17 protein-coding genes and 1 tRNA gene are annotated in these 22,923 nt (G+C 64.7%); 12 read left to right on the top strand and 6 right to left on the bottom strand.

Translation table 11 applies throughout. From position 1 onward, the window contains the following. Positions 1 to 5: 5 nt before the first annotated feature. The 6 genes from AC1RCS_RS10235 to AC1RCS_RS10210 all read left to right on the top strand — a co-directional run bounded on the left by AC1RCS_RS10235 (position 6) and on the right by AC1RCS_RS10210 (position 3,639). Positions 6 to 80: transfer RNA gene (locus AC1RCS_RS10235), tRNA-Val, on the top strand. Positions 81 to 262: 182 nt separating this feature from the next. After that, the gene (locus AC1RCS_RS10230; protein WP_218295114.1) at positions 263 to 1,300 is read left to right on the top strand and encodes a histone deacetylase family protein; all 1,038 of its coding nucleotides are present in this window, start codon (positions 263 to 265) and stop codon (positions 1,298 to 1,300) included. A gap of 30 nt (positions 1,301 to 1,330) precedes the next feature. After that, positions 1,331 to 2,428 carry an NAD(P)/FAD-dependent oxidoreductase gene (locus tag AC1RCS_RS10225; RefSeq protein WP_218338654.1) on the top strand — a complete coding sequence of 366 codons (1,098 nt, stop codon included), beginning with the start codon at positions 1,331 to 1,333 and terminating at the stop codon, positions 2,426 to 2,428. A 141-nt stretch (positions 2,429 to 2,569) separates the two neighbouring features. Then, positions 2,570 to 2,872, top strand: a complete 303-nt coding sequence (locus AC1RCS_RS10220) for a DUF883 family protein (RefSeq protein WP_010458410.1) — start codon at positions 2,570 to 2,572, stop codon at positions 2,870 to 2,872. 42 nt (positions 2,873 to 2,914) lie between these two features. Continuing rightward, a complete protein-coding gene (locus tag AC1RCS_RS10215; RefSeq protein ID WP_218295112.1) occupies positions 2,915 to 3,310 on the top strand; it encodes a phage holin family protein in 396 nt (131 codons plus the stop codon). After that, positions 3,310 to 3,639 (top strand): hypothetical protein, encoded by a 330-nt coding sequence (locus tag AC1RCS_RS10210; protein ID WP_492244962.1) that lies wholly within the window; start codon positions 3,310 to 3,312, stop codon positions 3,637 to 3,639. Before AC1RCS_RS10215 ends, AC1RCS_RS10210 begins: the two co-directional genes overlap by 1 nt. Before the next feature lie 123 nt (positions 3,640 to 3,762). Here the strand turns inward: AC1RCS_RS10210 and AC1RCS_RS10205 are convergent, their stop codons facing one another. Further along, positions 3,763 to 4,815 (bottom strand): quinone-dependent dihydroorotate dehydrogenase, encoded by a 1,053-nt coding sequence (locus AC1RCS_RS10205; RefSeq protein WP_492244961.1) that lies wholly within the window; start codon positions 4,813 to 4,815, stop codon positions 3,763 to 3,765. A gap of 37 nt (positions 4,816 to 4,852) precedes the next feature. On the opposite strand from AC1RCS_RS10205, the gene rpiA reads away from it, so the two are divergent. Next, complete coding sequence (gene rpiA, locus AC1RCS_RS10200) at positions 4,853 to 5,542, top strand: ribose-5-phosphate isomerase RpiA (protein ID WP_218338650.1); 690 nt, start codon at positions 4,853 to 4,855, stop codon at positions 5,540 to 5,542. A gap of 115 nt (positions 5,543 to 5,657) precedes the next feature. Here rpiA and AC1RCS_RS10195 read toward each other — a convergent pair whose 3' ends face one another. From AC1RCS_RS10195 to AC1RCS_RS10175, 5 genes are all read right to left on the bottom strand, one after another. Continuing rightward, positions 5,658 to 6,317, bottom strand: a complete 660-nt coding sequence (locus AC1RCS_RS10195; RefSeq protein ID WP_218295108.1) for a glutaredoxin family protein — start codon at positions 6,315 to 6,317, stop codon at positions 5,658 to 5,660. Between the two features lie 73 nt (positions 6,318 to 6,390). Beyond that, positions 6,391 to 8,436 carry a M3 family metallopeptidase gene (locus AC1RCS_RS10190; RefSeq protein WP_492244960.1) on the bottom strand — a complete coding sequence of 682 codons (2,046 nt, stop codon included), beginning with the start codon at positions 8,434 to 8,436 and terminating at the stop codon, positions 6,391 to 6,393. A gap of 72 nt (positions 8,437 to 8,508) precedes the next feature. Beyond that, the gene (gene folD, locus AC1RCS_RS10185; RefSeq protein WP_218295106.1) at positions 8,509 to 9,363 is read right to left on the bottom strand and encodes a bifunctional methylenetetrahydrofolate dehydrogenase/methenyltetrahydrofolate cyclohydrolase FolD; all 855 of its coding nucleotides are present in this window, start codon (positions 9,361 to 9,363) and stop codon (positions 8,509 to 8,511) included. A 73-nt stretch (positions 9,364 to 9,436) separates the two neighbouring features. Continuing rightward, complete coding sequence (locus AC1RCS_RS10180) at positions 9,437 to 10,063, bottom strand: response regulator transcription factor (protein WP_218295105.1); 627 nt, start codon at positions 10,061 to 10,063, stop codon at positions 9,437 to 9,439. After that, positions 10,060 to 12,621, bottom strand: a complete 2,562-nt coding sequence (locus AC1RCS_RS10175; protein WP_218295104.1) for a PAS domain S-box protein — start codon at positions 12,619 to 12,621, stop codon at positions 10,060 to 10,062. Before AC1RCS_RS10175 ends, AC1RCS_RS10180 begins: the two co-directional genes overlap by 4 nt. 168 nt (positions 12,622 to 12,789) lie before the next feature. Between AC1RCS_RS10175 and aceE the strand changes: the two genes are divergently transcribed. From aceE to AC1RCS_RS10150, 5 genes are all read left to right on the top strand, one after another. Further along, a complete protein-coding gene (gene aceE, locus AC1RCS_RS10170; protein WP_369642405.1) occupies positions 12,790 to 15,513 on the top strand; it encodes a pyruvate dehydrogenase (acetyl-transferring), homodimeric type in 2,724 nt (907 codons plus the stop codon). Positions 15,514 to 15,530: 17 nt separating this feature from the next. Continuing rightward, the gene (gene aceF / locus AC1RCS_RS10165; RefSeq protein ID WP_492244959.1) at positions 15,531 to 17,222 is read left to right on the top strand and encodes a dihydrolipoyllysine-residue acetyltransferase; all 1,692 of its coding nucleotides are present in this window, start codon (positions 15,531 to 15,533) and stop codon (positions 17,220 to 17,222) included. A gap of 19 nt (positions 17,223 to 17,241) precedes the next feature. Next, entirely contained in the window at positions 17,242 to 19,101 is a 1,860-nt protein-coding gene (gene lpdA / locus AC1RCS_RS10160) for a dihydrolipoyl dehydrogenase (protein ID WP_492244958.1), read from the top strand. Between the two features lie 166 nt (positions 19,102 to 19,267). Beyond that, positions 19,268 to 21,592 (top strand): type I restriction-modification system subunit M, encoded by a 2,325-nt coding sequence (locus tag AC1RCS_RS10155; RefSeq protein WP_492244957.1) that lies wholly within the window; start codon positions 19,268 to 19,270, stop codon positions 21,590 to 21,592. Continuing rightward, a complete protein-coding gene (locus AC1RCS_RS10150) occupies positions 21,589 to 22,914 on the top strand; it encodes a restriction endonuclease subunit S (protein ID WP_492244956.1) in 1,326 nt (441 codons plus the stop codon). The genes AC1RCS_RS10155 and AC1RCS_RS10150 overlap by 4 nt, the downstream gene beginning before the upstream one ends. The last annotated feature ends 9 nt before the right edge of the window (positions 22,915 to 22,923 follow it).

Raw genomic sequence — 22,923 nt, 5'->3', positions numbered from 1 at the left:
GAAACGGGTGATTAGCTCAGCGGTAGAGCACTGCCTTCACACGGCAGGGGTCACATGTTCGATCCATGTATCACCCACCAATTCAACCCCTGCAGATCTCTGGTCTGCAGGGGTTTTTTCATGGGCCGGGGCCTCCAGGGCCCATTCGGCGGCAGGGCGCCGCAAAGCGGCTACAGTGTCAGCCTCGAGTCCATGGCGGGACTGCCCCGCGGGAAGGCCACCCTGGCCTGCCACGGGCTTCCTTTGCCGACACGCCTGACCCATGATCACCTTTCACAACCCGCTGCACCAGGGACACGCTCCCACCCACGAATTCTTTCGCGGCGAACGCGTTCCCTGCTTCGAGAAGCCTGCGCGCGTGGACTATGTCGAAGAGGCACTGCGCGCGCGGGGCCACGGCCTCACGGCGCCGGATGTGGACAGCGGGCCCGTGCTGTCCCAGGTGCATGCGCAGCGCTATCTGGCCTTCCTGCAGACGGCCTGGCAGCAATGGATGGCGCTGGACCCCGCGAACGCCGATGTGCAGCCTTTTCCATCCGTGTGGCCCGTGCGCACCCTGCGCAGCGATCTGGAGCCGGAGAACTTCGTGGCGCGGCTTGGCCTGTACTCCATGGACAACGGCACGCCCATGGCCCCCGGCACCTGGGCGGCGGCCAAGGCAGGCGCGGATGCGGCCGCCAGTGCCGCCACCCGGGTGGCGCGGGGTGTGGGCGCGGCGTTTTGCTGCACACGCCCGCCAGGCCACCATGCCGGCCCGGACTTCATGGGGGGCTACTGCTTCCTGAACAACGCCGCCGTGGCGGCGCAGGTATTGCGCAACGAGGGCGCCCGGCGCGTGGCCCTGCTGGATGTCGACTATCACCATGGCAATGGCACGCAAAGCATCTTCTACGACCGCTCCGACGTGCTGTTCATCAGCATGCATGGCGACCCGCGCACGGAATACCCCTTTTACCTGGGCCATGCGGACGAAACCGGGTCAGGAGAGGGCGCGGGCTTCAATCTGAACCTGCCGCTGCCGGCAGGCACCAGCGCCGCCGCCTGGTTCGATGCGCTGGAAAGTGCCTGTGCGCGGATCGCCAGCCACGGGGCCGATGCGCTTGTGGTCTCGCTGGGGCTCGACGCGTTCGAGGGCGACCCCATTTCCCGCTTCGCACTCGCCTCGTCCGATTTCACCCGGCTGGGCGCGCGCCTCGCACGCCTGGGGCTGCCCGCTGTCTTCGTCCTCGAAGGTGGCTACGCGGCGGCCGAGCTGGGAACCAATGCCGTCAATGTGCTCGACGGCTTCGAGCAAGGCTGAGCACCGAAGGGCAAGGACGAGGGCGAGCGAATGGCGGATGTAGTCGACTGTGTGGTGGTGGGGGCGGGCGTGGTCGGCCTGGCCGTGGCCCGGGCCCTCGCGCTGCGGGGCCGCGAGGTGATGGTGCTGGAATCCGCGGATGCGATAGGCACCGGCATCAGTTCGCGCAACAGCGAGGTCATCCATGCCGGGCTGTACTACCCCACCGGGTCGCTGAAAGCGCGGCTGTGCGTCCAAGGCCGGGACATGCTGTATGCCTACTGCGCCGAGCGTGGCGTGCCCCACCGCCGCTGCGGCAAGCTCCTGGTGGCAACCTCGTCGGGGCAGCTGCCTGGTCTTGAGTCCATCCAGGCACGGGCGCAAGCCAACGGCGTGCCGGATCTGCGCTGGCTCGGCCGCCAGGAAGCGCAGGCGCTGGAGCCCGCGCTGGAATGCGTCGCTGCATTGTTTTCGCCCAGTACCGGTATCGTGGACAGCCACGCCTTGATGCTCGCGCTGCAGGGCGACCTGGAGCATGCGGGGGGACTCGTGGCCCTCAATTCGCCCCTGGCGCAAGCGGAATGCGCGCAGAATGCTATTGATTTGGTAGCCTCCGATGGCACGCGTTTGCGAGCCCGTACCGTGGTCAATGCCGCAGGGCTGCACGCCCCCGGGCTGGCCCGCCGCTTTGCGGGGCTGGGAGCGGATCATGTGCCCCGTGCCCACTACGCCAAGGGCAGCTATTTCACGCTGTCTGGCAAGGCACCCTTCAGCCGCTTGATCTACCCCGTGCCCGAGGCTGCCGGCCTGGGCGTGCACCTGACGCTGGATCTGGGCGGGCAGGCCAAGTTCGGCCCCGACGTGCAGTGGGTTGATTCGCCGGACGACCTGCTGGTCGACCCCGCACGCGGGGACGCGTTCTACGCCGAGGTCCGCAAGTACTGGCCCGCGCTGCGCGACGGAGCGCTGGCGCCCGGCTATGCGGGCATGCGCCCCAAGATCCATGGCCCCGGGGAACCCGCGGCGGACTTCATGATCCAGGGGCCCGCGGTGCACGGCGTCCCGGGCCTGGTGAACCTGTTTGGCATCGAATCCCCCGGCTTGACAAGCGCCCTGGCCATTGCGGACCATGTGGCCACGCTGGTCTGATCTGCGGCAAACCATTTGCAATCCGTAACCTCTTGCGTCGCCGTCCTACGAAGCGGGGCGGGGGCAGGTGGCTAAGATGAACCCGAGTCCTGTTCCGGCAGGGATGATTGATTTTTTTGTGTTGCTTCAAGAAAGGCTTGTATGACTGCTTCCGACACCACCACCACCCAGGGCGAACTGGAAAAGCTGGTTTCTGATCTGCGGGGGCTTCTCGCCAACAAGGATCTCGACGCGGTCCCTGAAATCAAGCTGCTGCGCCAGCGTCTGGACGACGGCATGCACAACGTGCGCGAATCCGCGGTGCGCGCGGCGCAGGATGCGGCCCGCCAGGCCAAGGATGCCGCCCTTGCGGCCGACCGCTATGCGCACGATGAACCATGGCGCGTGGCCGGGGCCGCGCTGGCCGTCGGCGCCCTGGTGGGCTTCCTGCTTGCGCGGCGCTGATTCCGGCCTGCCGCGCACGGCTGCACAACGCAGAGGTTGCACATGAACTGGCTTTCCCTCCTGGGGCTGGAGGCCCTGGTGGCCCGCTGGCGCGCCAACGTGATCGAAGGCGCCATCGCGGCGGAAGACCGCATGGACCTCGCACGCCTGGAGTGGCAGGATCAGAAGCAGCGCCTGCAGCAGATGCTGGTGCTGACCATTGTGGTGGCGGGGCTCACCGTGGTGGCCTTGATCATGCTCTCGCTGGCGGTGCTGGTGCATTTCTGGGACACCCCCCAGCGCACCCTGGTGGCCTGGCTCGTGGCAGCCGTCTGGACTGTCGGCTGGGCCGCCACGCTCATGTCGCTGGTTTCCGTCGTGCAGAAGGCGGGCCAGGGCTTTGCCCTTACGCGGCGCGAGCTGGCGCAGGACTGGCGTGACATCAAGGAGCGTTTGTAATGGCTGCGACGAACCCATCGACCACTGCCCCGCAAGCCGTGGTTCTCGAGCCCACCATGGCCCAGCAGCGTGTGCTGGACCGGATCGCCATGCAGCGCGAACGCTTGCGCGCCCGCAGGGCGGCCCGGGCACAGTCGCTGGCATTGGCGCAGCGGGACCAGGGTGACGGCGGCCTGGACGAGTCCCTCGTGCTGCGCGCCGCGGGATTCGCCCGGGAACACCCCCTGGCGGTGGCGGCCATGGCCGGCGTCGCCGTCGTGGCGGGGCCGCGCCGGCTGATTCGCTGGGCCGGCGTGCTGCTGCCCATGCTGATGCGGTTGCGGCGCTGACCGGCCTTGCCGGCACCTTGCCGGGCGGCCGGCAGGAGCCTGCGTTCTGTCCCACGGCAAAAGAGCCGCCCAGATGGGCGGCTCTTTTTTTGGGGGCCTAGCGCGCGGGTGGCGTGCCGTGGCTCAGCCCATGGCCTTGATGGCCTTCGCGGCCTTCGCCACCAGCGCGGGGCCTTCGTAGATCAGCCCGGTGTAGATTTGCACCACATCGGCGCCGGCGCGGACCTTGCCCACCGCATCCTCGGCGCTCATGATGCCACCCACGCCAATGATGGGAAAACGGCTGCCCAGGGCCGCGCGCAGCTGGCGTATCACCTGGTTGCTGGCTTCCAGCACCGGGGCGCCGCTGAGCCCGCCGGTTTCCTGCGCGTGGCGCAAACCCTGCACGGCCGCGCGGCTGATGGTGGTGTTGGTGGCGATCACGCCGTCCATGCCATGGCGCTGCAGCGTGGAGGCGATCACGGACACCTGGGCTTCATCGAGATCCGGGGCAATCTTCACGAACACCGGTACGCGCCGCGCGTGCCGCGCCGCCAGGGCTGCTCGGCGCTCGGCGATCGCGCCCAGCAGCGCGTCCAGCGCCGCATCGCTCTGCAGCGCGCGCAGGTTCTGGGTGTTGGGCGAGCTGATGTTGACCGTGACGTAGTCCGCGTGCGGGTACACGCCGTCCAGGCAGGCCAGGTAGTCGCTGGTGGCGTTCTCGATCGGGGTCGTGGCGTTCTTGCCGATATTCAGGCCCAGCAGCAGGGGGTGTTTGCGGCTCTGCGAGCGAAAGCGGGCCTGCTGCACGTTGTGCAGGAACGCATCCAGCCCTTCGTTGTTGAAACCCAGGCGATTGATGAGCGCGCGTGCTTCGGGCAGGCGGAACATGCGGGGCTTGGGGTTGCCGGGCTGCGCCTTGGGTGTCACGGTGCCCACTTCCACGAAGCCGAAGCCCATGGCGCCCAGTGCGTCGATGCAGCGGGCGTTCTTGTCCAGCCCCGCCGCCATGCCGACGCGGTTGGGAAACGTCAGGCCCGCCAATTCGACAGGGTCGTCCACGGTTTCATTGCACCAGGCCCATTGCAATGGCGTGCGCTGTCCGCGCGCCAGCATGTCCATGGTGAGCTCGTGGGCGGTCTCGGCATCCAGGCCGAAGAGAAAGGGGCGGGTGAGGGCGTAGGGGATCAGGGACATGAGGGGATAATTCAAGGTTTCCCCCTGATTTTCTCCCATGACGACCTCCACCTCCCTGACCCAAGATGAACTCAAGACCCTGGTAGGCCAGGCCGCGCTGCAATATGTGGTGCCCGGCGAGATTGTGGGGGTGGGTACCGGCTCCACCGTCAACAAGTTCATCGACGCGCTGGCCACCATCAAGGACCAGATCAAGGGGGCGGTATCGAGCTCCGTGGCCAGCACCGAGCGCCTGAAGGCGCTGGGCATTGCGGTGTTCGATGCCAACGAAGTCCAGGCCCTTTCGGTCTATATCGATGGTGCCGACGAAATCGACGGCAAGGGCCACATGGTCAAGGGAGGCGGCGCGGCGCTGACGCGCGAGAAGATCGTCGCAGCGCTGGCCAGCCGTTTCGTGTGCATCGCCGACGAATCCAAGCTGGTTCAGGCACTGGGGCAGTTTCCTTTGCCCGTCGAGGTGATTCCGATGGCCGCCAACCACATAGCGCGGCGTTTTGCGGCGATGGGCGGCCAGGCGCAGCTGCGGCTGCGGGATGGCCAGCCCCTGGTGACCGACAACGGCCAACACATCCTGGACGTCCGGGGGCTCTCGATCACGGACCCGCTGGCGTTCGAGTCCGACATCAACCAGTGGCCGGGCGTGGTGACGGTGGGTGTCTTTGCCCACCAGAAGGCGTCGGTCTGCCTGCTGGGCACGGCACAAGGGGTGAAGACGCTCACTTATTGAGCCCGGGGCCTGGCGGCGGGCACGGGCGCATGTCCGCCGGAATGGACAAAGGGGCCTGAAAAGGCCCCTTTGTCCTGGCGGCCGCCGGCCCGCCCGTTCCCAGGGAGAGGGACGCTCAGAATCTGATGCCCGCCGGATTGCTGGGCGACGGCCCCTCATTGGCCGGAGCCGGGGGGCGCACCCTGGGTACTGCGGACGCCGGGGCCGACGCTGCAGCCGCTGCTGTTGCAGGTTCCACGGCCTTGATGGCCACCAGAGGGGTGGGTGCAGGCTGGCGGTAGTTGCCGGGCAGCTGCGATTGCTTGGGATAGCCCGCAGCATCCAGGTACTGCGTCCATTCCCCTTCAGAAAAACCCGCGAGCTGCTGGCCGCCGATGGTGCCAAAGGGCAGGCTGGAGTTGCCGCTCAGGCGCTGCAGTGCTGCGATGTCCTCGTTGCTGGACACGGTGCGCTCGGTGAACGGTATGCCGCGCGACGTGAGCAGATTGCGCGCGGAGGTGCACGGCGGGCAATCGTTGCCCGTATAGAGCGTGACGGGAAAGCGGCTGGCGGTCTGGCGCAGATCGTACGGCAGCGCGGCGTTGGCCGCTGCGGGCGGCGCAGCGGCTGCCCGCGCGGGCTGGGCGCTGGCGTCGGCCGGCGGGCGGTCCGAAAACGTCACCTTGCCATCCGGGCCAACGATCCGGTAGACGCCTTGCGCCTGGACGCTGGCGCTGGCCAACACCATCAGCAAGGATGCCAGCAGGGGGGCGGTCAGCGGATTGTGCATCTTCATTTTTCTCACTCCATACAGGATCGATCGTCGGCCCCGGGCGCAGTGCAAACTGCCCTGGGTGCCATGGATTCGGTCAGGCCGTCGACTCTTCGGCCATGCCCTGGTGGCGCAGCAGGGCATCCAGGCTGGGCTCGCGGCCCCGGAAGGCCTTGAAGGACTCCATCGCGGGGCGGCTGCCGCCGGCCTCCAGGATGGCCTCGCGGTAGCGGCGGCCCGTTTCGGTGCTGGGCAGCCCATCGCTGCCGGCCGTTTCTTCGAAGGCCGCATAGGCATCGGCGCTCAGCACCTCGGCCCACTTGTAGCTGTAGTAGCCGGCGGCGTAGCCGCCCGCGAAGATGTGGCTGAAGGTGTGGGCCGTGCGGCTGAAGGCCGGCGGCTGCAGCACGGCCACCTCGCGGCGCACCTGGTCGAGCAGCGGCATGATGTCCTGTGCCGGGTCGTGCTCGGTGTGCAGCAGCATGTCGAACAGCGAGAACTCGATCTGGCGCAGCGTCTGCATGCCGCTCTGGAAGTTCTTGGCGGCGATCATCTTGTCGAACAGCGCGCGGGGCAGGGGTTCGCCCGTGTCCACGTGGGCCGTCATGTGCTTGAGCACGTCCCACTCCCAGCAGAAGTTCTCCATGAACTGGCTGGGCAGCTCGACCGCATCCCATTCCACGCCGCCGATGCCCGAGACGTCGCGCTCGTTCACCTGGGTCAGCATGTGGTGCAGGCCGTGGCCGAACTCATGGAAAAGGGTGATCACGTCGTCGTGCGTGAGCAGCGGCGGCTTGCCGTCCACGCCGCTGGCGAAGTTGCACACCAGGTGCGCCACGGGGGTCTGCAGCACGCCGGTGTCGGGGCGCAGCCAGCGGGTGCGCACGTCGTCCATCCAGGCGCCGCCGCGTTTGCCCGTGCGGGCGGGCTGGTCCAGATAGAACTGGCCCACCAGCGTATTGCCGCGCTCGATGCGGTAGAACTCCACGGCGGGGTTCCACACCGGCGCGCTGTCGCGGCGGATGGACACCTCGAACAGGGTTTCGATGATCTTGAACAGGCCCGCCAGCACCTTGGGCGCCGTGAAGTACTTCTTGACTTCCTGCTCGCTGAAGGCATAGCGCGCCTCCTTGAGCTTCTCGGAGACGTAGGGCCAGTCCCAGGCCTGCGGGTCGGTCAACGACAGCTTCTCGGCCGCGAACGCACGCAGGTCGGCGACGTCCTTCTCGGCATAGGGGCGGGCGCGGCGCGCCAGGTCGCGCAGGAACCCGATCACCTGGTCCGGCGACTGGGCCATCTTGGGCACGACGGAGACTTCGCCGAAATTGGCATAGCCCAGCAATTGGGCTTCTTCGCGGCGCAGTGCCAGGATCTCGCTGATCAGCGCCGTGTTGTCGAATTTGCGCGCATCGCCCTCGGCCTGGTCGGAAGCGCGGGTGACGTAGGCGCGGTAGAGCTTCTCGCGCAGATCGCTGCGGGTGGCGAATTGCATCACCGGCAGGTAGCAGGGCATCTTGAGCGTGAGCTTGTAGCCGTCCTTGCCGTCGGCCTGCGCCGCCGCCCGCGCGGCCTGCTGCACATCGGCGGGAATGCCGTCGAGTTCCTCGGCGCTCGCGTAGTAGGCGTATGCATCCGTGGCATCAAGGGCGTTCTCGCTGAACTTCTGGCTCAGCTCGGCCTGGCGTTCCTGGATCTGCGCGAAGCGCTCCTTGGCGGAACCCGTCAGCTCCGCGCCGCTGAGCACGAAATTGCGCACGGCATTGCGGTGGGCCTGCCGCTGCTCGCCCGTCAGGGTGGCAGGGTCGATGGCCTTGTACTTGGCATACAGGCGTTCATCGGCACCCAGGCGGGTCCAGAACTCCGTCACCCGTGGCAGGGCGGCGTTGTAGGCCGCGCGCAGTTCCGGCGTGTCGGCCACGCTGTTGAGGTGGCTGACGCTGCCCCAAGCGGTTCCCAGCTGCTCGGTCGCCACGTCCAGTACCTTGGCGATCGCGCCCCAGCGCGCCGGAAAGTCCGGTGCGGTGACTGTTTCCAGCGCCGCGTTGGCGCGCTCCAGCAGGACGTCGACGGCGGGGGCCACGTCCTGCGGTGCGATGCGGTCGAAATGGGGAAGGTCCGAGAAGTCGAGGAGGGCGTTGCTCATGCGAAATCAGATGGCGCCAGATGGCGCGGGTTCAAGTTGCAAAGCAGCCGGCATCGACGGCACTGACCCAGGTCAGTGCGCTGCGGTGCGCTCGGCGGCTTCGATGGTATTCACCAGCAGCATGGTAATGGTCATGGGGCCGACCCCGCCAGGCACGGGGGTGATCCAGCCCGCCACTTCCTTGACGCCGTCGAAGTCTACGTCGCCGCAGAGCTTGCCTTCGTCGTTGCGGTTCATGCCCACGTCGATCACCACGGCGCCGGGCTTGACCATGTCGGCGGTCAGCACATTGCGTTTGCCGACCGCCGCCACGATCACGTCGGCCTGCAGGGTTTGTGCCTTGAGGTCCTGCGTGGCGCTGTGGCAGATGGTGACGGTGGCGTTCTGGCCCAGCAGCATCAGCGCCATCGGCTTGCCCACGATGTTGCTGCGACCGATGACCACGGCGTGTTTGCCCTTGAGGTCGTAGCCGATGCTCTCCAGCATCTTCATGCAGCCGTAGGGCGTGCAGGGCCAGAAGCCGGGCATGCCGGTCATCAGGGCCCCGGCGCTGGCGATGTGGAAGCCGTCCACGTCCTTGGCGGGCGAGATGGCCTCGATCACCTTCTGCGCGTCAATGTGCCGGGGCAGGGGCAGTTGCACCAGGATGCCGTGGATGGCGGGGTCGTTGTTGAGGGCTTCCACGCGGGCCAGCAAGGCGGCCTCGGTCATGTCGGCCTCGTATTTTTCAAGGACGGAATGCAGGCCACCGTCTTCGCAGGCCTTGACCTTGTTGCGCACGTACACCTGGCTGGCGGGGTTGTCGCCCACCAGGACCACCGCCAGCCCGGGCGTGGTGCCCCGGGCCTTCAGGGCGGCGGCGCGTTGCGCCACGTCGGCGCGCAGTTGGCGGGAAAGGGCGTTGCCGTCGATGAGTTGGGCGGTCATGTCAAAAAATATCCGTCAAATCGGGCTCTGGCGCTTTATTGGAAAGCGCAAGCAGCTATCAAAAAAATAAGTATTACGCCTTGGGCGCGTTCTGGCCCAGCGCGATCTTGAGCAGGTCCGCCACGGTGTTGGCGTTGAGCTTTTCCATGATGTTGGCGCGGTGCGCCTCCACCGTCTTGATGCTGATGCCCAGGTCGTCCGCGATCTGCTTGTTCAGGCGGCCGGCGACGATGCGCTCCAGAACCTGCGCTTCGCGGCTGGTGAGCTTGGACAGCAGGGCATCGCGGCTGGCGGCCTGCTGGTAGCCCGCGAAGGCCTCGCGGGCGTGGTCCAGCATGCGCTCGACCAATCCGACCAGTTCTTCCTCGTCAAAGGGCTTCTGGATGAAGTCGAGCGCGCCCTTCTTCATGGTGTTCACCGCCATCGGCACGTCGCCGTGGCCGGTGATGAACACGATGGGCAGGGGCGACTTGCGCTCGATGAGGCGGTCCTGCAGCTCCAGGCCCGTCATGCCGCCCATGCGGATGTCCACGATCAGGCAGGCCACCTCGCGCGGGTCGTAGCGCGACAGAAACGTTTCGGCCGAATCAAAGCAACGCACCCGGTAGTCCTTGCCTTCCAGCAGCCACTGCAGGGAATCGCGAACTGCTTCGTCGTCGTCTACAACGTAAACAGTGCCTTTTTTCGGAATCAAGCTCATGCAATTGTCCTTGGGTTTCGTACGTGTGCTACAGAATTTGTAGTGGCATCAGCAGGCTTGGCAAGCGGCAGCCAGAAGGAGAACCTGCAGCCTGTGACCTCCGATCCATTGTAGAGGTTCTCCGCCTGCATCCGGCCCTGGTGCGACTCGACGATGCTGCGGCACAGATTGAGGCCCATGCCCATGCCTTCTTCCTTGGTGGAGAAGAAGGCTTCGAACAGCCGTTCGAGCACCTCGGGCGCCAGGCCCTTGCCGGTGTCCTGCACGGAGAACTCCACCACCTCGCGGTCCTCGATGTGCTTGGGCACGACGCGCAGCTCCACGCTGCGCCCGGACGGGGGGCGGCTGGCGTGCTGGATGGCTTCGGCGCCGTTTTTCATGAGGTTGACCAGCACCTGTTCGATCAGGATGGTGTCGGCCATCACGGGCGGCAGGCGGGCGGCTACGTAATGCGTGAGGCGCACGTTGTGGCGGCGCAGCTCGATGTCGGCCAGCTCCACGGCTTCGTTGACCATCGAGTGCACGTCGGCCAGGGTGCGGTTGGGCTCGCTCTTCTTCACGAAGGCGCGGATGCGCTGGATGATCTGGCCCGCGCGCTGCGCCTGGTGGGCCGTCTTCTGCAGCGCCGTGAGGAGCGCCTCCTCGGTAAGCTGGCCGCTCTGGATGCGCGAGACCATGCCGCTGCAGTAGTTGTTGATGGCCGTGAGCGGCTGGTTGAGCTCGTGCGCCACGCTGGAGGCCATTTCGCCCATGGTGATGAGGCGGCTGACCGACTGCGCGCGCTCGGCCTGGCGCGCCGCCTGCTCCTCGGCCTGGCGGCGGGGGGTGATGTCGGTGGCGATCACCATCTGGGCCAGGCGCCCGTCCACCCAGTTGAGGTAGCGCGAGCGCACTTCCAGCCACTTGCCCAGGTCGGGCAGGTAAATCTCGGCGTTCTCGGTGCGGGCGCTGGTCAGCGGGTCGGTCGGCAGGCCCATGAGGCCGTCCTCGTCGTCCATGCCCCGGTGGTCGGTGCCCGCCACGGGCACCACGCCGGCCTGGGCGACCAGCTGCAGGTGCCCGCCGGTCTGCGAGCCGAACCATTGGCGGTAGAGCTTGTTGGCGAACAGCAGCTCTTCGCTGCCCAGCGGGGCCACCGACACCGACGCGTCCAGCGATTCGAGCACGATGGTGAAGCGTTCGTGCGATGCCGAGAGCTGCTCGCGGATGCGGTTGGGCTCGGTGATGTCGGTCATCGACGTCATCCAGCCCGTTTGCTGGCCGTGCGCATCGATCAGAGGCGAGACATACAGGCGGGCATCGAACAAGGTGCCGCTCTTGCGCCGCACCCGCACCTGAAAGCCGCCCACGATGGTCTTGCCGGACAGCTCGTCGCGCAGCTTGGCGTGCAGGGCTTCGTGGTCGGAGTCGGGCCAGTAAGGGAAGGGCGCCTTCAGGCCCACGAGTTCCGCCTCGCTCCAGCCTGTCATCTGGCAGAAGGCGGCGTTCACATAGGTGATGCGGCCTTCCATGTCCAGCGCACGCATGCCGGTGAGGATGGAGTTCTCCATCGCGCGGCGGAAATTCGTCTCGGCCACCAGGGCCTGTTGTGCCTGCATGCGGCGGCGGGTGTGGCGCCAGGTGGCGATCAGCATCCATGCCGTCATGGCGGAAAGCGTGCCCACCAGCCAGAAAAGCCCGCTGCCGACCACGCCCAGCGAGGTGCGGTAGGCCTGGGCCTTGAGCACCAGCCCGTTGCCCACGGGCGACACGGGCACCTCGTATTCATTGGCGCGGGGCGTCCAGGGCAGGAGCTGGGTGGCGGTGTTGCGCGGGCCCAGGGGGGTGCCCGCCAGAACCTGGTTCTTGCCGTCCAGCAGCGTGACGGCGTAGCGCGCCAGCACTTCGGTGGGCGTGCCATAGCGCAGCAGGCTGTCGATGGAGTATTCGCCCAGCACCACGCCGCTGAACTTGCCCTGGTTGTTCAAGGGCACCTGCAGCTGCAGCAGCGGCGTCGAGTCGCCCGAGGTGGCGGCCGGCTGGGCGTACACCGGCTGCTGCAGGTCGCGCGCCAGCCCGAAGGTGTCGGCGGTGTCGCCCGGCTTGAGCACTTCGCCCGCGATGCGCAGTTCGCTGCTGGCCAGCGTGGGGGCCGCGTGGCTGGCGCGGATGCGGCGGCGCTCGTCGATCCAGGTGATGGCCTGCAGCTCGGGGTACTGGCTGATCAGGGTTTCGGCGCGGCTCACGAATTCCGTGCGCTCCAGCTCCTGGTTGGACAGGTCGCGTGCGATGCGCATGAGCTGTTCCTGCCGCTCCAGCAGCCGCAGCCGCACGCGCTGTTGCGCATATTCCACATCGCGCCGCAGGGCTTCCTGCTCGCGCTCGGCCTCCTCGGCGCGCAAATACCAGAACGCGGCCACGATGGCCGCGAGAAACATCAGCACGGCGGCCAGCGGCGCCAGGGCCGCGAACCGGTCCTGCCGGGTGGGCGACAACCCGCGCCACCACTTGCGCCACCAGCGGGCGGGCGCGGCCACGACCATGGCGGTGGGGGAAGACGTGGGGGGCAGGGAGTCCATGTTCCAAGTGTAGGGGAGGCGATGCCCGGTGTCGGGACGGCGGGTCAATGTGCGTCTGCAGCATTTTCTTGTAATGTGAAATGCATAAGCACCATTTGAAATTATCAAAAAATATGCGAAACTAGAGCCAACGTACTAAATTGCTGCCACACCTACAGGAGACAAAGCATGTCAGCTCAGCCCGACCCCCAGGCCGGAAACGGCGCCGCGCCCGCCACCGACACCGACCAGCAGGAAACCCGTGAGTGGATGGATGCGCTGTCCGCCGTCATCGACAAGGAGGGGGCCGAGCGCGCCCACTACCTGCTGGAGCAATTGCTGGAACATGCCCGCCAGAACAGCGTGGACCTGCCGTTCTCGGCCAACACCGGCTACGTGAACACCATCGAGCCCGGCCAGGAGGCACGCAGCCCCGGCAACCTCGAAATCGAACAGCGCCTGCGCGCCTACATGCGCTGGAACGCCATGGCCATGGTCGTCAAGGCCAACCGCCACCATCCGCCCGAAGGCGGCGACCTGGGCGGCCACATCGGCTCCTTTGCCTCGCTGGCCAGCATGTTCGGCGCCGGCTTCAACCATTTCTGGCACGCCGAGAGCGAGAACCACGGCGGTGACCTGCTCTACATCCAGGGCCACGTATCCCCCGGCATCTATGCCCGCGCCTACCTCGAAGGCCGCCTCTCCGAAGACCAGCTGCTCAATTTCCGCCAGGAAGTGGACGGCAAGGGCCTGTCGAGCTACCCGCACCCCAAGCTCATGCCCGAGTTCTGGCAGTTCCCCACCGTGTCCATGGGCCTGGGCCCGCTGATGGCCATCTACCAGGCGCGTTTCCTCAAGTACCTGCACGCCCGTGGCATCGCCAACACCGAGAACCGCAAGGTCTGGGTGTTCTGCGGCGACGGCGAAATGGACGAGGTCGAATCCCTGGGCGCCATCGGCCTGGCCGCGCGCGAGAAGCTCGACAACCTGGTGTTCGTCATCAACTGCAACCTGCAGCGCCTGGACGGCCCCGTGCGTGGCAACGGCAAGATCATCCAGGAGCTCGAAGGCGAGTTCCGTGGTGCTGGCTGGAACGTCATCAAGCTGATCTGGGGCAAGGGCTGGGATGCGCTGCTGGCCGCCGACAAGGACGGCGCGCTGCGCAAGCTCATGATGGAAACCAACGATGGCGACTACCAGGCCATGAAGGCCAACGACGGTGCCTACGTGCGCAAGAACTTCTTCGGCCGCGACCCGCGCACCCTGAAGATGGTCGAGCACATGACCGACGACGAGATCTGGAACCTGCAGCGCGGCGGCCATGATTCGCAAAAGGTCTATGCCGCATTCCATGCCGCGCAGAACCACGGCGGCCAGCCCTCCGTCCTGCTGGTCAAGACCGTGAAGGGTTTTGGCATGGGCAAGATCGGCGAGGGCAAGAACACCGTCCACCAGACGAAGAAGCTCAGTGACGAAGACATCAAGGCCTTCCGCGACCGCTTCAACATCCCCGTCCCGGACAGCCAGCTCGCCGAGCTGCCTTTCTACAAGCCGGCCGACGACACCCCGGAAATGAAGTACCTGCACGAGCGCCGCAAGGCCCTGGGCGGGTACCTGCCGCACCGCCGCGTGAAAGCCGACGAGAGCTTCACCGTGCCCGCGCTGGACACCTTCAAGGCCATCCTGGAAGCCACGCCCGAAGGCCGCGAAATCTCCACCACGCAGGCTTACGTGCGCTTCCTCACCCAGCTGCTGCGCGACCAGGCCCTGGGCCCGCGCGTGGTGCCCATCCTGGTGGACGAGGCCCGCACCTTCGGCATGGAAGGCCTGTTCCGCCAGATCGGCATCTACAACCCCGCAGGCCAGCAGTACACCCCGGTCGACAAGGACCAGGTCATGTACTACAAGGAAGACAAGGCCGGCCAGATCCTGCAGGAAGGCATCAACGAAGCCGGCGGCATGAGCAGCTGGATCGCGGCGGCCACCAGCTACAGCACGAACAACCGGATCATGATCCCGTTCTACGTGTACTACTCCATGTTCGGCTTCCAGCGCATCGGCGACCTGGCCTGGGCGGCGGGCGACATGCAGGCGCGTGGCTTCCTCTTGGGCGGCACCTCGGGCCGCACCACGCTCAACGGCGAAGGCCTGCAGCATGAAGACGGCCACAGCCACATCCTGGCCAACACCATCCCCAACTGCGTGAGCTACGACCCGACCTTCGCGCACGAAGTCGCGGTGATCATGCACGACGGCATGAAGCGCATGGTCGAGCGCCAGGAGAACGTCTTTTACTACCTGACGCTGCTGAACGAAAACTACCCCATGCCCGGCCTGCAGCCTGGCACCGAGGAGCAGATCATCAAGGGCATGTACCTGTGCAAGCAGGCGCCCGCACTGCCCAAGGATGCGCCCACGGTGCAACTGCTGGGCAGCGGCACCATCCTGCGCGAATCGTTCTTTGCACAGGAGTTGCTCGAAAAGGACTGGGGCGTGGCCGCCTCGGTGTGGAGCTGCCCGAGCTTCAACGAACTGACCCGCGACGGCCAGAACGCCGAGCGCTGGAGCCTGCTGCACCCGACCGAAGCGCCCAAGGTGCCGTTCGTCACGCAGCAACTGTCCGCATCGCAAGGCCCCGTGGTCGCATCCACCGACTACATGAAGGCCTATGCCGAGCAGATCCGCCCCTTCATCCCCAAGGGCCGCACCTACAAGGTGCTGGGCACCGACGGCTTTGGCCGCAGTGACTTCCGCAGCAAGCTGCGCGAGCACTTCGAGATCAACCGCCACTACATCGTGGTCGCTGCACTCAAGGCGCTGAGCGAAGACGGCCTGCTGCCCGCCACCAAGGTGGCCGAGGCGATTGCCAAGTACAACATCCAGGCCGACAAGGTCAACCCGCTCTACGCATAAACCGAACGGAGACAACAATGGCATTGGTAGACATTCAAGTCCCGGACATCGGGGATTTCGACGAAGTGGGCGTGATCGAACTGCTGGTCAAGGTGGGCGACACGGTCAAGGCCGAGCAGTCGCTCATCACCGTGGAGTCCGACAAGGCCTCCATGGAGATTCCATCCAGCCACGCAGGCGTGGTCAAGGACCTCAAGATCGCCCTGGGCGACAAGGTCAAGCAGGGCTCCGTGATCGCCGTGGTCGAAGCCGCCGACGCGGGCGTTGCGGCCGCAGCCCCGGCGGCGGCACCTGCACCCGCTGCCGCCCCGGCTGCAGCCCCCGTGGCCGCAGCCGCGCCTGCGCCGGCTGCGCCCGCCGCAGCCCCTGCGGCTGCGGCTGCGGGCCCGGTGGAAGTGCGCGTGCCCGACATCGGCGACTTCAAGGACGTGGCCGTCATTGAACTGCTGGTCAAGGTGGGTGACACCATCAAGGTCGAGCAGTCGCTGTTCACCGTCGAATCCGACAAGGCCTCCATGGAGATCCCTTCGCCCGCCGCCGGCGTGCTCAAGGAGCTCAAGGTCAAGATCGGCGACACCGTCAACATCGGCGACCTCGTGGCCCTGCTGGAGGGCGTGGCGGGCAGTGCGCCTGCTGCAGCTGCAGCACCCGCAGCGCCGGCGGCGGCGCCCGCTGCTGCGCCTGTTGCCGCCCCCGCACCGGTTGCTGCAGCCGCTGCACCGGTCGCCGCCACGGCCTCCGTGCCCGCCCACCAGCCCGGCACGCCCACCGTGGGCCTGCCCCACGCCAGCCCTTCCGTGCGCAAGTTCGCCCGCGAGCTGGGCGTGCCCATCGACGAGGTCAAGGGCACCGGCCCCAAGGGCCGCATCACGCAGGACGATGTGCAGTCCTTCACCAAGCAGGTGATGGCGGGTGCCGCCCAGACCAAGGCGCAGGCTGCCAAGGCGCCTGCAGCGGCGGGCGGTTCCGGCGTGGGCCTGGACCTGCTGCCCTGGCCCAAGGTGGACTTCACCAAGTTCGGCCCCGTGGAGCGCAAGGACCTCTCGCGCATCAAGAAGATCAGCGGTGCCAACCTGCACCGCAACTGGGTCGTCATCCCGCACGTCACCAACCACGACGACGCGGACATCACCGACCTCGAAGCCTTCCGCGTGCAGTTCAACAAGGAAAACGAGAAGAGTGGCGTCAAGGTCACCATGCTCGCCTTCATGATCAAGGCCGCCGTGGCCGCGCTCAAGAGGTTCCCCGAGTTCAACAGCTCGCTTGACGGCGACCAGCTGGTGCTCAAGAACTACTTCCACATCGGCTTCGCGGCCGACACGCCCAACGGCCTCGTCGTGCCCGTCATCCGCGACGCCGACAAGAAGGGCATCGTGCAGATCTCGCAAGAGATGGGCGACCTGGCCAAGAAGGCCCGCGACGGCAAGCTCGGCCCGGCCGACATGACCGGCGGCTGCTTCTCCATCAGCTCGCTGGGCGGCATTGGCGGGCGCTACTTCACGCCCATCATCAACGCGCCTGAAGTCGCCATCATGGGCGTGTGCAAGAGCAGCCTGGAGCCTAAATGGGACGGCAAGCAGTTCGCGCCGCGCCTCATGCTGCCTTTGAGCCTGAGCTGGGACCACCGCGTGATCGACGGCGCCAGCGCTGCGCGCTTCAACGTGTACTTTGCCTCGCTGCTGGCGGACTTCCGCCGCATCGTGATGTAACGAAAGGGCAAGACACACCATGGCAATCATCGACATCAAGGTGCCCGACATCGGCGACTTCGCCGAAGTGGCCATCATCGAAGTGCTCGTCAAACCCGGCGACACCATCAAGGCCGAGCAGAGCCTCATCACCGTGGAGTCCGACAAGGCCTCCATGGAGATCCCTTCCAGCCATGCTGGCGTGGTCAAGGAGCTGAAAGTGAAGCTCGGCGACAAGATCGCCGAAGGCTCGGTGGTGCTGACGCTGGAGGTGGAGGGTGCTGGCGCGGCGGCCCCGGCAGCCGCACCGGCCCCTGCGACACCCGTGGCTGCAGCATCTGCACCAAAATCGGCTCCAGCACCCGCACCGCAAGCGCAAGCAGCTATCAATCCAGTAGCATCCATCTTTGCTGGCACGGCCGACCTGGACTGCGACGTGCTCGTGCTCGGCGGCGGCCCTGGCGGCTATTCGGCTGCCTTCCGCGCGGCCGACCTGGGCCTCAAGGTCATCATCGTCGAGCGCTACGCCACCCTGGGTGGCGTGTGCCTGAACGTGGGCTGCATCCCTTCCAAGGCGCTGCTGCACGTGGCGGCCGTCATGGACGAAGTCAGCCACATGGCCGACCTGGGCGTGAGCTTCGGCGAGCCCTCGCTCGACATCGACAAGCTGCGCGGCCACAAGGAAAAAGTCATCGGCAAGCTGACCGGCGGCCTGGCCGCCATGGCCAAGATGCGCAAGGTCACCACCGTGCGCGGCTATGGCAGCTTCGTCGGTGCCAACCACCTCGAAGTGGAAGAAACCACCGGCACCGCGCAAGAAAAGACGGGCACCAAGAAGGTCATCGCCTTCAAAAAGGCCATCATCGCCGCCGGCAGCCAGGCCGTGCGCCTGCCCTTCATGCCCGACGATCCCCGCGTGGTCGACTCCACCGGAGCCCTGGCGCTCAAGGAAGTCCCCAAGCGCATGCTCATCCTGGGCGGCGGCATCATCGGCCTGGAAATGGGCACCGTGTACAGCACGCTGGGCGCGCGCCTCGATGTGGTCGAAATGATGGACGGCCTGATGCAGGGCGCCGACCGCGACCTCGTCAAGATCTGGCAGAAGATGAATGCCAAGCGTTTTGACAACATCATGCTCAAGACCAAGACGGTGGGCGCCAAGGCCACACCCGAAGGCATCGAGGTGACGTTTGCCGCAGCGGAAGAGGGCGGTACGGCCCCCGCGCCGCAGGTGTACGACCTGGTGCTGCAGGCCGTGGGCCGCACGCCCAACGGCAAGAAGATCGCCGCCGAGAAGGCGGGCGTGGCCGTCACGGACCGTGGCTTCATCAACGTCGACATCCAGATGCGCACCAACGTGCCGCACATTTTCGCCATTGGCGACATCGTGGGCCAGCCCATGCTGGCGCACAAGGCGGTGCATGAGGCACACGTGGCGGCCGAGGTCATCGCGGGTGAACTGCAGGGCAACAAGGAGCTGGCATCCGCCGCCTTCAACGCCCGCGTGATCCCCAGCGTGGCCTACACCGACCCCGAGGTGGCATGGGTGGGCCTGACGGAAGACCAGGCCAAGGCGCAAGGCATCAAGGTCAAGAAGGGCCTGTTCCCCTGGACGGCCTCCGGCCGCGCGATCGCCAACGGCCGCGACGAAGGCGTCACCAAGCTGCTGTTCGACGACTCGCCCGAGGCCCACGGCCACGGCAAGATCCTCGGCGGCGGCATGGTCGGCACGCATGCCGGCGACATGATCGGCGAGATTGCGCTGGCCATCGAGATGGGCGCCGACGCTGTGGACATCGGCAAGACCATCCACCCGCACCCCACGCTGGGCGAAAGCATCGGCATGGCAGCGGAGATTGCGCATGGCTCGTGCACGGACGTGCCGCCGCAGAAGAAGTAAGCCCAGCTCACTGCTGAAAGACAAAGCCCGAACTGGCAACAGTTCGGGCTTTGTGCTTTGCAGACCTGCGTAGGAGTTGGTCCCATTCGCCCCAACCCCGTGCAATACTTTCTCACATTCAGTTGACCTCGTGCCTAGTTCGTCTCGTTCGCCTCGTTCGTAATACATGACCCAAGAAACCAATAACCTTGCCGCCGACCTGTGGGCGCTGGCTGATTTGCTGCGCGGCGACTTCAAGCAAAGCCAATATGGCCGCGTCATCCTGCCTTTTGCGCTGCTGCGCCGTCTGGAATGTGTGCTGGAGGGCAGCAAGCCCGCCGTGCTGGCCGAAGCCGCCAAGGTCGAGAAGATGAAGATTGCCGAAGAGGCCAGAGAAAAGCTGATCCTGCGCGCTACCGGTGGCCTGAGCTTTTTCAATACCTCACCCATGGACCTGAGCACCCTGGGCGAGTCGGGCATCAAGGCCAACCTGGAGCGCTACATCCAGTGCTTCTCCAAAGACGCCCGCGAGATTTTTGACCACTTCAAGTTTGCCGAATTCATTGGCCTGCTGAACGATGCCAACCTGCTCTACAAGGTCGTGCAAAAGGTCCGCACCATGGATCTGCACCCCAAGGTCGTATCCAACTACGAAATGGGCCTGGTGTTTGAAGAGCTGATTCGCAAATTTGCCGAAAGCTCCAACGAGACGGCGGGCGAGCACTTCACCCCACGCGACATCGTGCGCCTCACCACCTCGCTGGTGTTTATGGAAGACGACGAAGCCCTCACCAAGCCCGGCATCATCCGCACCATCTACGACCCCACGGCGGGCACGGGCGGTTTTCTCTCGGCGGGCATGGAATATGTGCACGAGCTGAACCCCCACGCCGTCATGCGCGCCTTTGGCCAAGAGCTGAACCCCGAGAGCTACGCCATCTGCAAGGCCGACATGCTCATCAAGGGGCAGGATGTAAGCAACATCAAGCTCGGTAACACGCTGTCTAACGACCACCTCTACGCCAGCAAATTTGACTACATGCTCTCCAATCCACCCTTTGGCGTGGACTGGAAAAAGATCGAAGGCGACATTACCGACGAGCACACCCTCAAAGGCTTTGATGGCCGCTTTGGCCCCGGCCTGCCGCGTGTGTCTGATGGGTCGCTGCTGTTTTTGCTGCACCTTATCAGCAAGCTGCGCGATGTGAAGGATGGTGGCTCGCGCATCGGCATCATCCTCAATGGCTCGCCGCTGTTCACCGGCGGCGCTGGTTCGGGCGAATCCGAAATCCGCCGCCATATTCTGGAAACCGACCTGCTCGAAGCCATCGTCGCCCTGCCCACCGACATGTTCTACAACACCGGCATTGCCACCTATGTGTGGGTGCTGTCGAACAAAAAGCCCGCCGAGCGCAAAGGCAAGGTGCAGCTCATCAACGGCGCCAACCTCTGCGGCAAGATGCGCAAATCGCTGGGCAGCAAGCGCAATGTGATGGACGAGGCCGACATTGCCACCATCACCCGTTGCTTTGGCCAATTTGAGGTGGTCGAGACGCAGGCGCTCAACAAACCGGCGGAAGCCAAAAGCAACCGGGGCCGCCCAGCCGCCAACCCCAAGCCCGAAGCCGTCAAAACCTTTGCCAGCAAAATTTTTTCCACGCACGAGTTTGGCTACCGCCGCATCACCATCGAGCGGCCCCTGCGCCTGTCGTGGCAGTTCAGCGATGAACGCATTGCCAGCCTGCGCTTTGAGTCAGGCAACCTGAATGCGGCCATGCAGTGGGTCTACGCCGAGTACGGCCAGCCCTACTGGCAAGATGCTGCCGACTGTGACCTCTACGGCCAGCTGGACGACTACGCTGAAGAAATACGCGCCCACCTCAAGCGCCACTTTGCCGACCTTAAGGAAAAGCAGATCAAAGACCTGCTCGACGCCAAAACCTGGCTGGCGCAAAAGGCGGTGCTGCTCAAGGCCCGCGCCCTGCAAGCCGAGATGGGCAGCGCCCCGCACGATGACTTCAATGCGTATGACGAAGCCATCAAGGCCGCCTGCAAGCGGGCAAGCATCACGCTCGACGCCAAAGAGAAAAAGCATATTGCCGATGCCGTGAGCTGGAAGAACCCCGCCGCCGAAAAGGTGGTCAAGAAGGTTCACAAAGGCAAGGCCAATCCCCTCTACGGTTTGTTCGAGGTGAAGAAAGAAGTCATCGAATACCAAGCCGATGGCGAGCTGCGCGACTTTGAAAACGTGGCTCTAGACCCCAGCCGCACGGTGAGCGCCAGCGTAGAGACCTACTTCATCGCCGAAGTGCAGCCCCATGTGCCCGATGCGTGGATAGACGCCAGCAAGCGTGACGCCAGGGATGGCGAGATTGGTATCGTTGGTTTTGAGATCCCCTTCAACCGCCACTTCTACCAGTACCAGCCGCCGCGTCAGCTGGAAGTAATTGATGCTGATCTGGATGCTGTGAGCGCCGAAATCATGGCGCTGCTGCGTGAGGTGCATTCGTGAGTCGGTACAAGGCTTATCCGGAGTACAAGAATTCCGGTCTTCAATGGCTTGGAGAAATGCCGAGCCATTGGGTTTTACGGAAATCAAAGTACGTCTTCAATCGAGTTCAACGTGAAGTTCGCCCTGACGATGGGGTCGTTACCGCCTTTCGTGACGGACAAGTAACTTTGCGATCGAATCGCAGGACTGAAGGCTTTACTGAGTCAATTAAGGAGCTTGGCTATCAAGGCGTCAGGAAAGGCGACTTATTAGTTCATGCCATGGATGGATTTGCAGGAGCCATTGGAGTTAGTGACTCCGATGGCAAATGTTCGCCAGTTTGTTCCGTTTGTGTGCCAACAGATCAAGAGCAAGTCCATGTCGCTTACTTTGGTTATCTTGTTCGTCAACTCGCTGTGACAGATTTCATTACATCCCTTGCGAAAGGAATTAGGGAGCGATCAACAGAGTTTCGCTACAGTGAATTTTCTGTCTTAGATTTGGCTTTTCCGCCTCAAAATGAGCAGGCAGATATTGCCACCTTCCTCGACCACGAAACGGCGAAGATTGATGCCTTGATCGAGAAGCAGCAGCGGCTGATTGAGTTGCTCAAGGAAAAGCGCCAAGCTGTCATCAGCCACGCCGTCACCAAAGGCCTCAACCCCAACGCCCCGATGAATGACTCCGGCGTTGAGTGGGCGGATAGAGTACCTGCGCATTGGCGCGTGTCTAAATTGGGTTACCACGCAAGCGTTTCTAACGGCGCTACACCGAGCCGAGAAAACATGTTGTTCTGGGAAAACGGCACTATCGGTTGGCTCAACAGCTCAAAAGTAAATGACGAAGTAATCAAAGAGGCGGATCAGTTCATTACGAATTTGGCTTTTTCCCAAACGAGCGTAAAGCCCGTAAATAAAGGAGATCTCGTAATGGCTATTACCGGGGAAGGGCAGACACGGGGTAGGGTGGCTATTTGCAATATTGAGGCAACAATCAATCAGCATTTGGCTGCAATTTCAATTCGGGACAAGCTGCTGCAGCATAAATTTTTATATTTGTGGCTTGAGGGAAACTACGAGCGAATTCGCTATGAATCTGAAGGTGCTGGCTCTACAAAAGGGGCAATAACCTGTTCAGAGATTAGTGCGTTTCCGGTGATCCTTCCTCCGCTCGAAGAGCAAGCCCAGATCGTTAACTACGTTGCTGAGCGAAAGTGCAAATTTGACGGACTGATAGGTAAAGCCGTCTCTGCAATTGAGTTAATGCAAGAACGCCGCACCGCCCTAATCTCCGCCGCTGTCACCGGCAAGATCGACGTGCGCGATTGGCAAGCCGCCGCCTGACACCTCTTA

It is taken from the genome of Acidovorax sp. GW823-FHT01C06, assembly GCF_058798375.1.
Note: the sequence above shows the minus strand (reverse complement) of the source record. Positions and strands in the feature narration are given on the sequence as shown.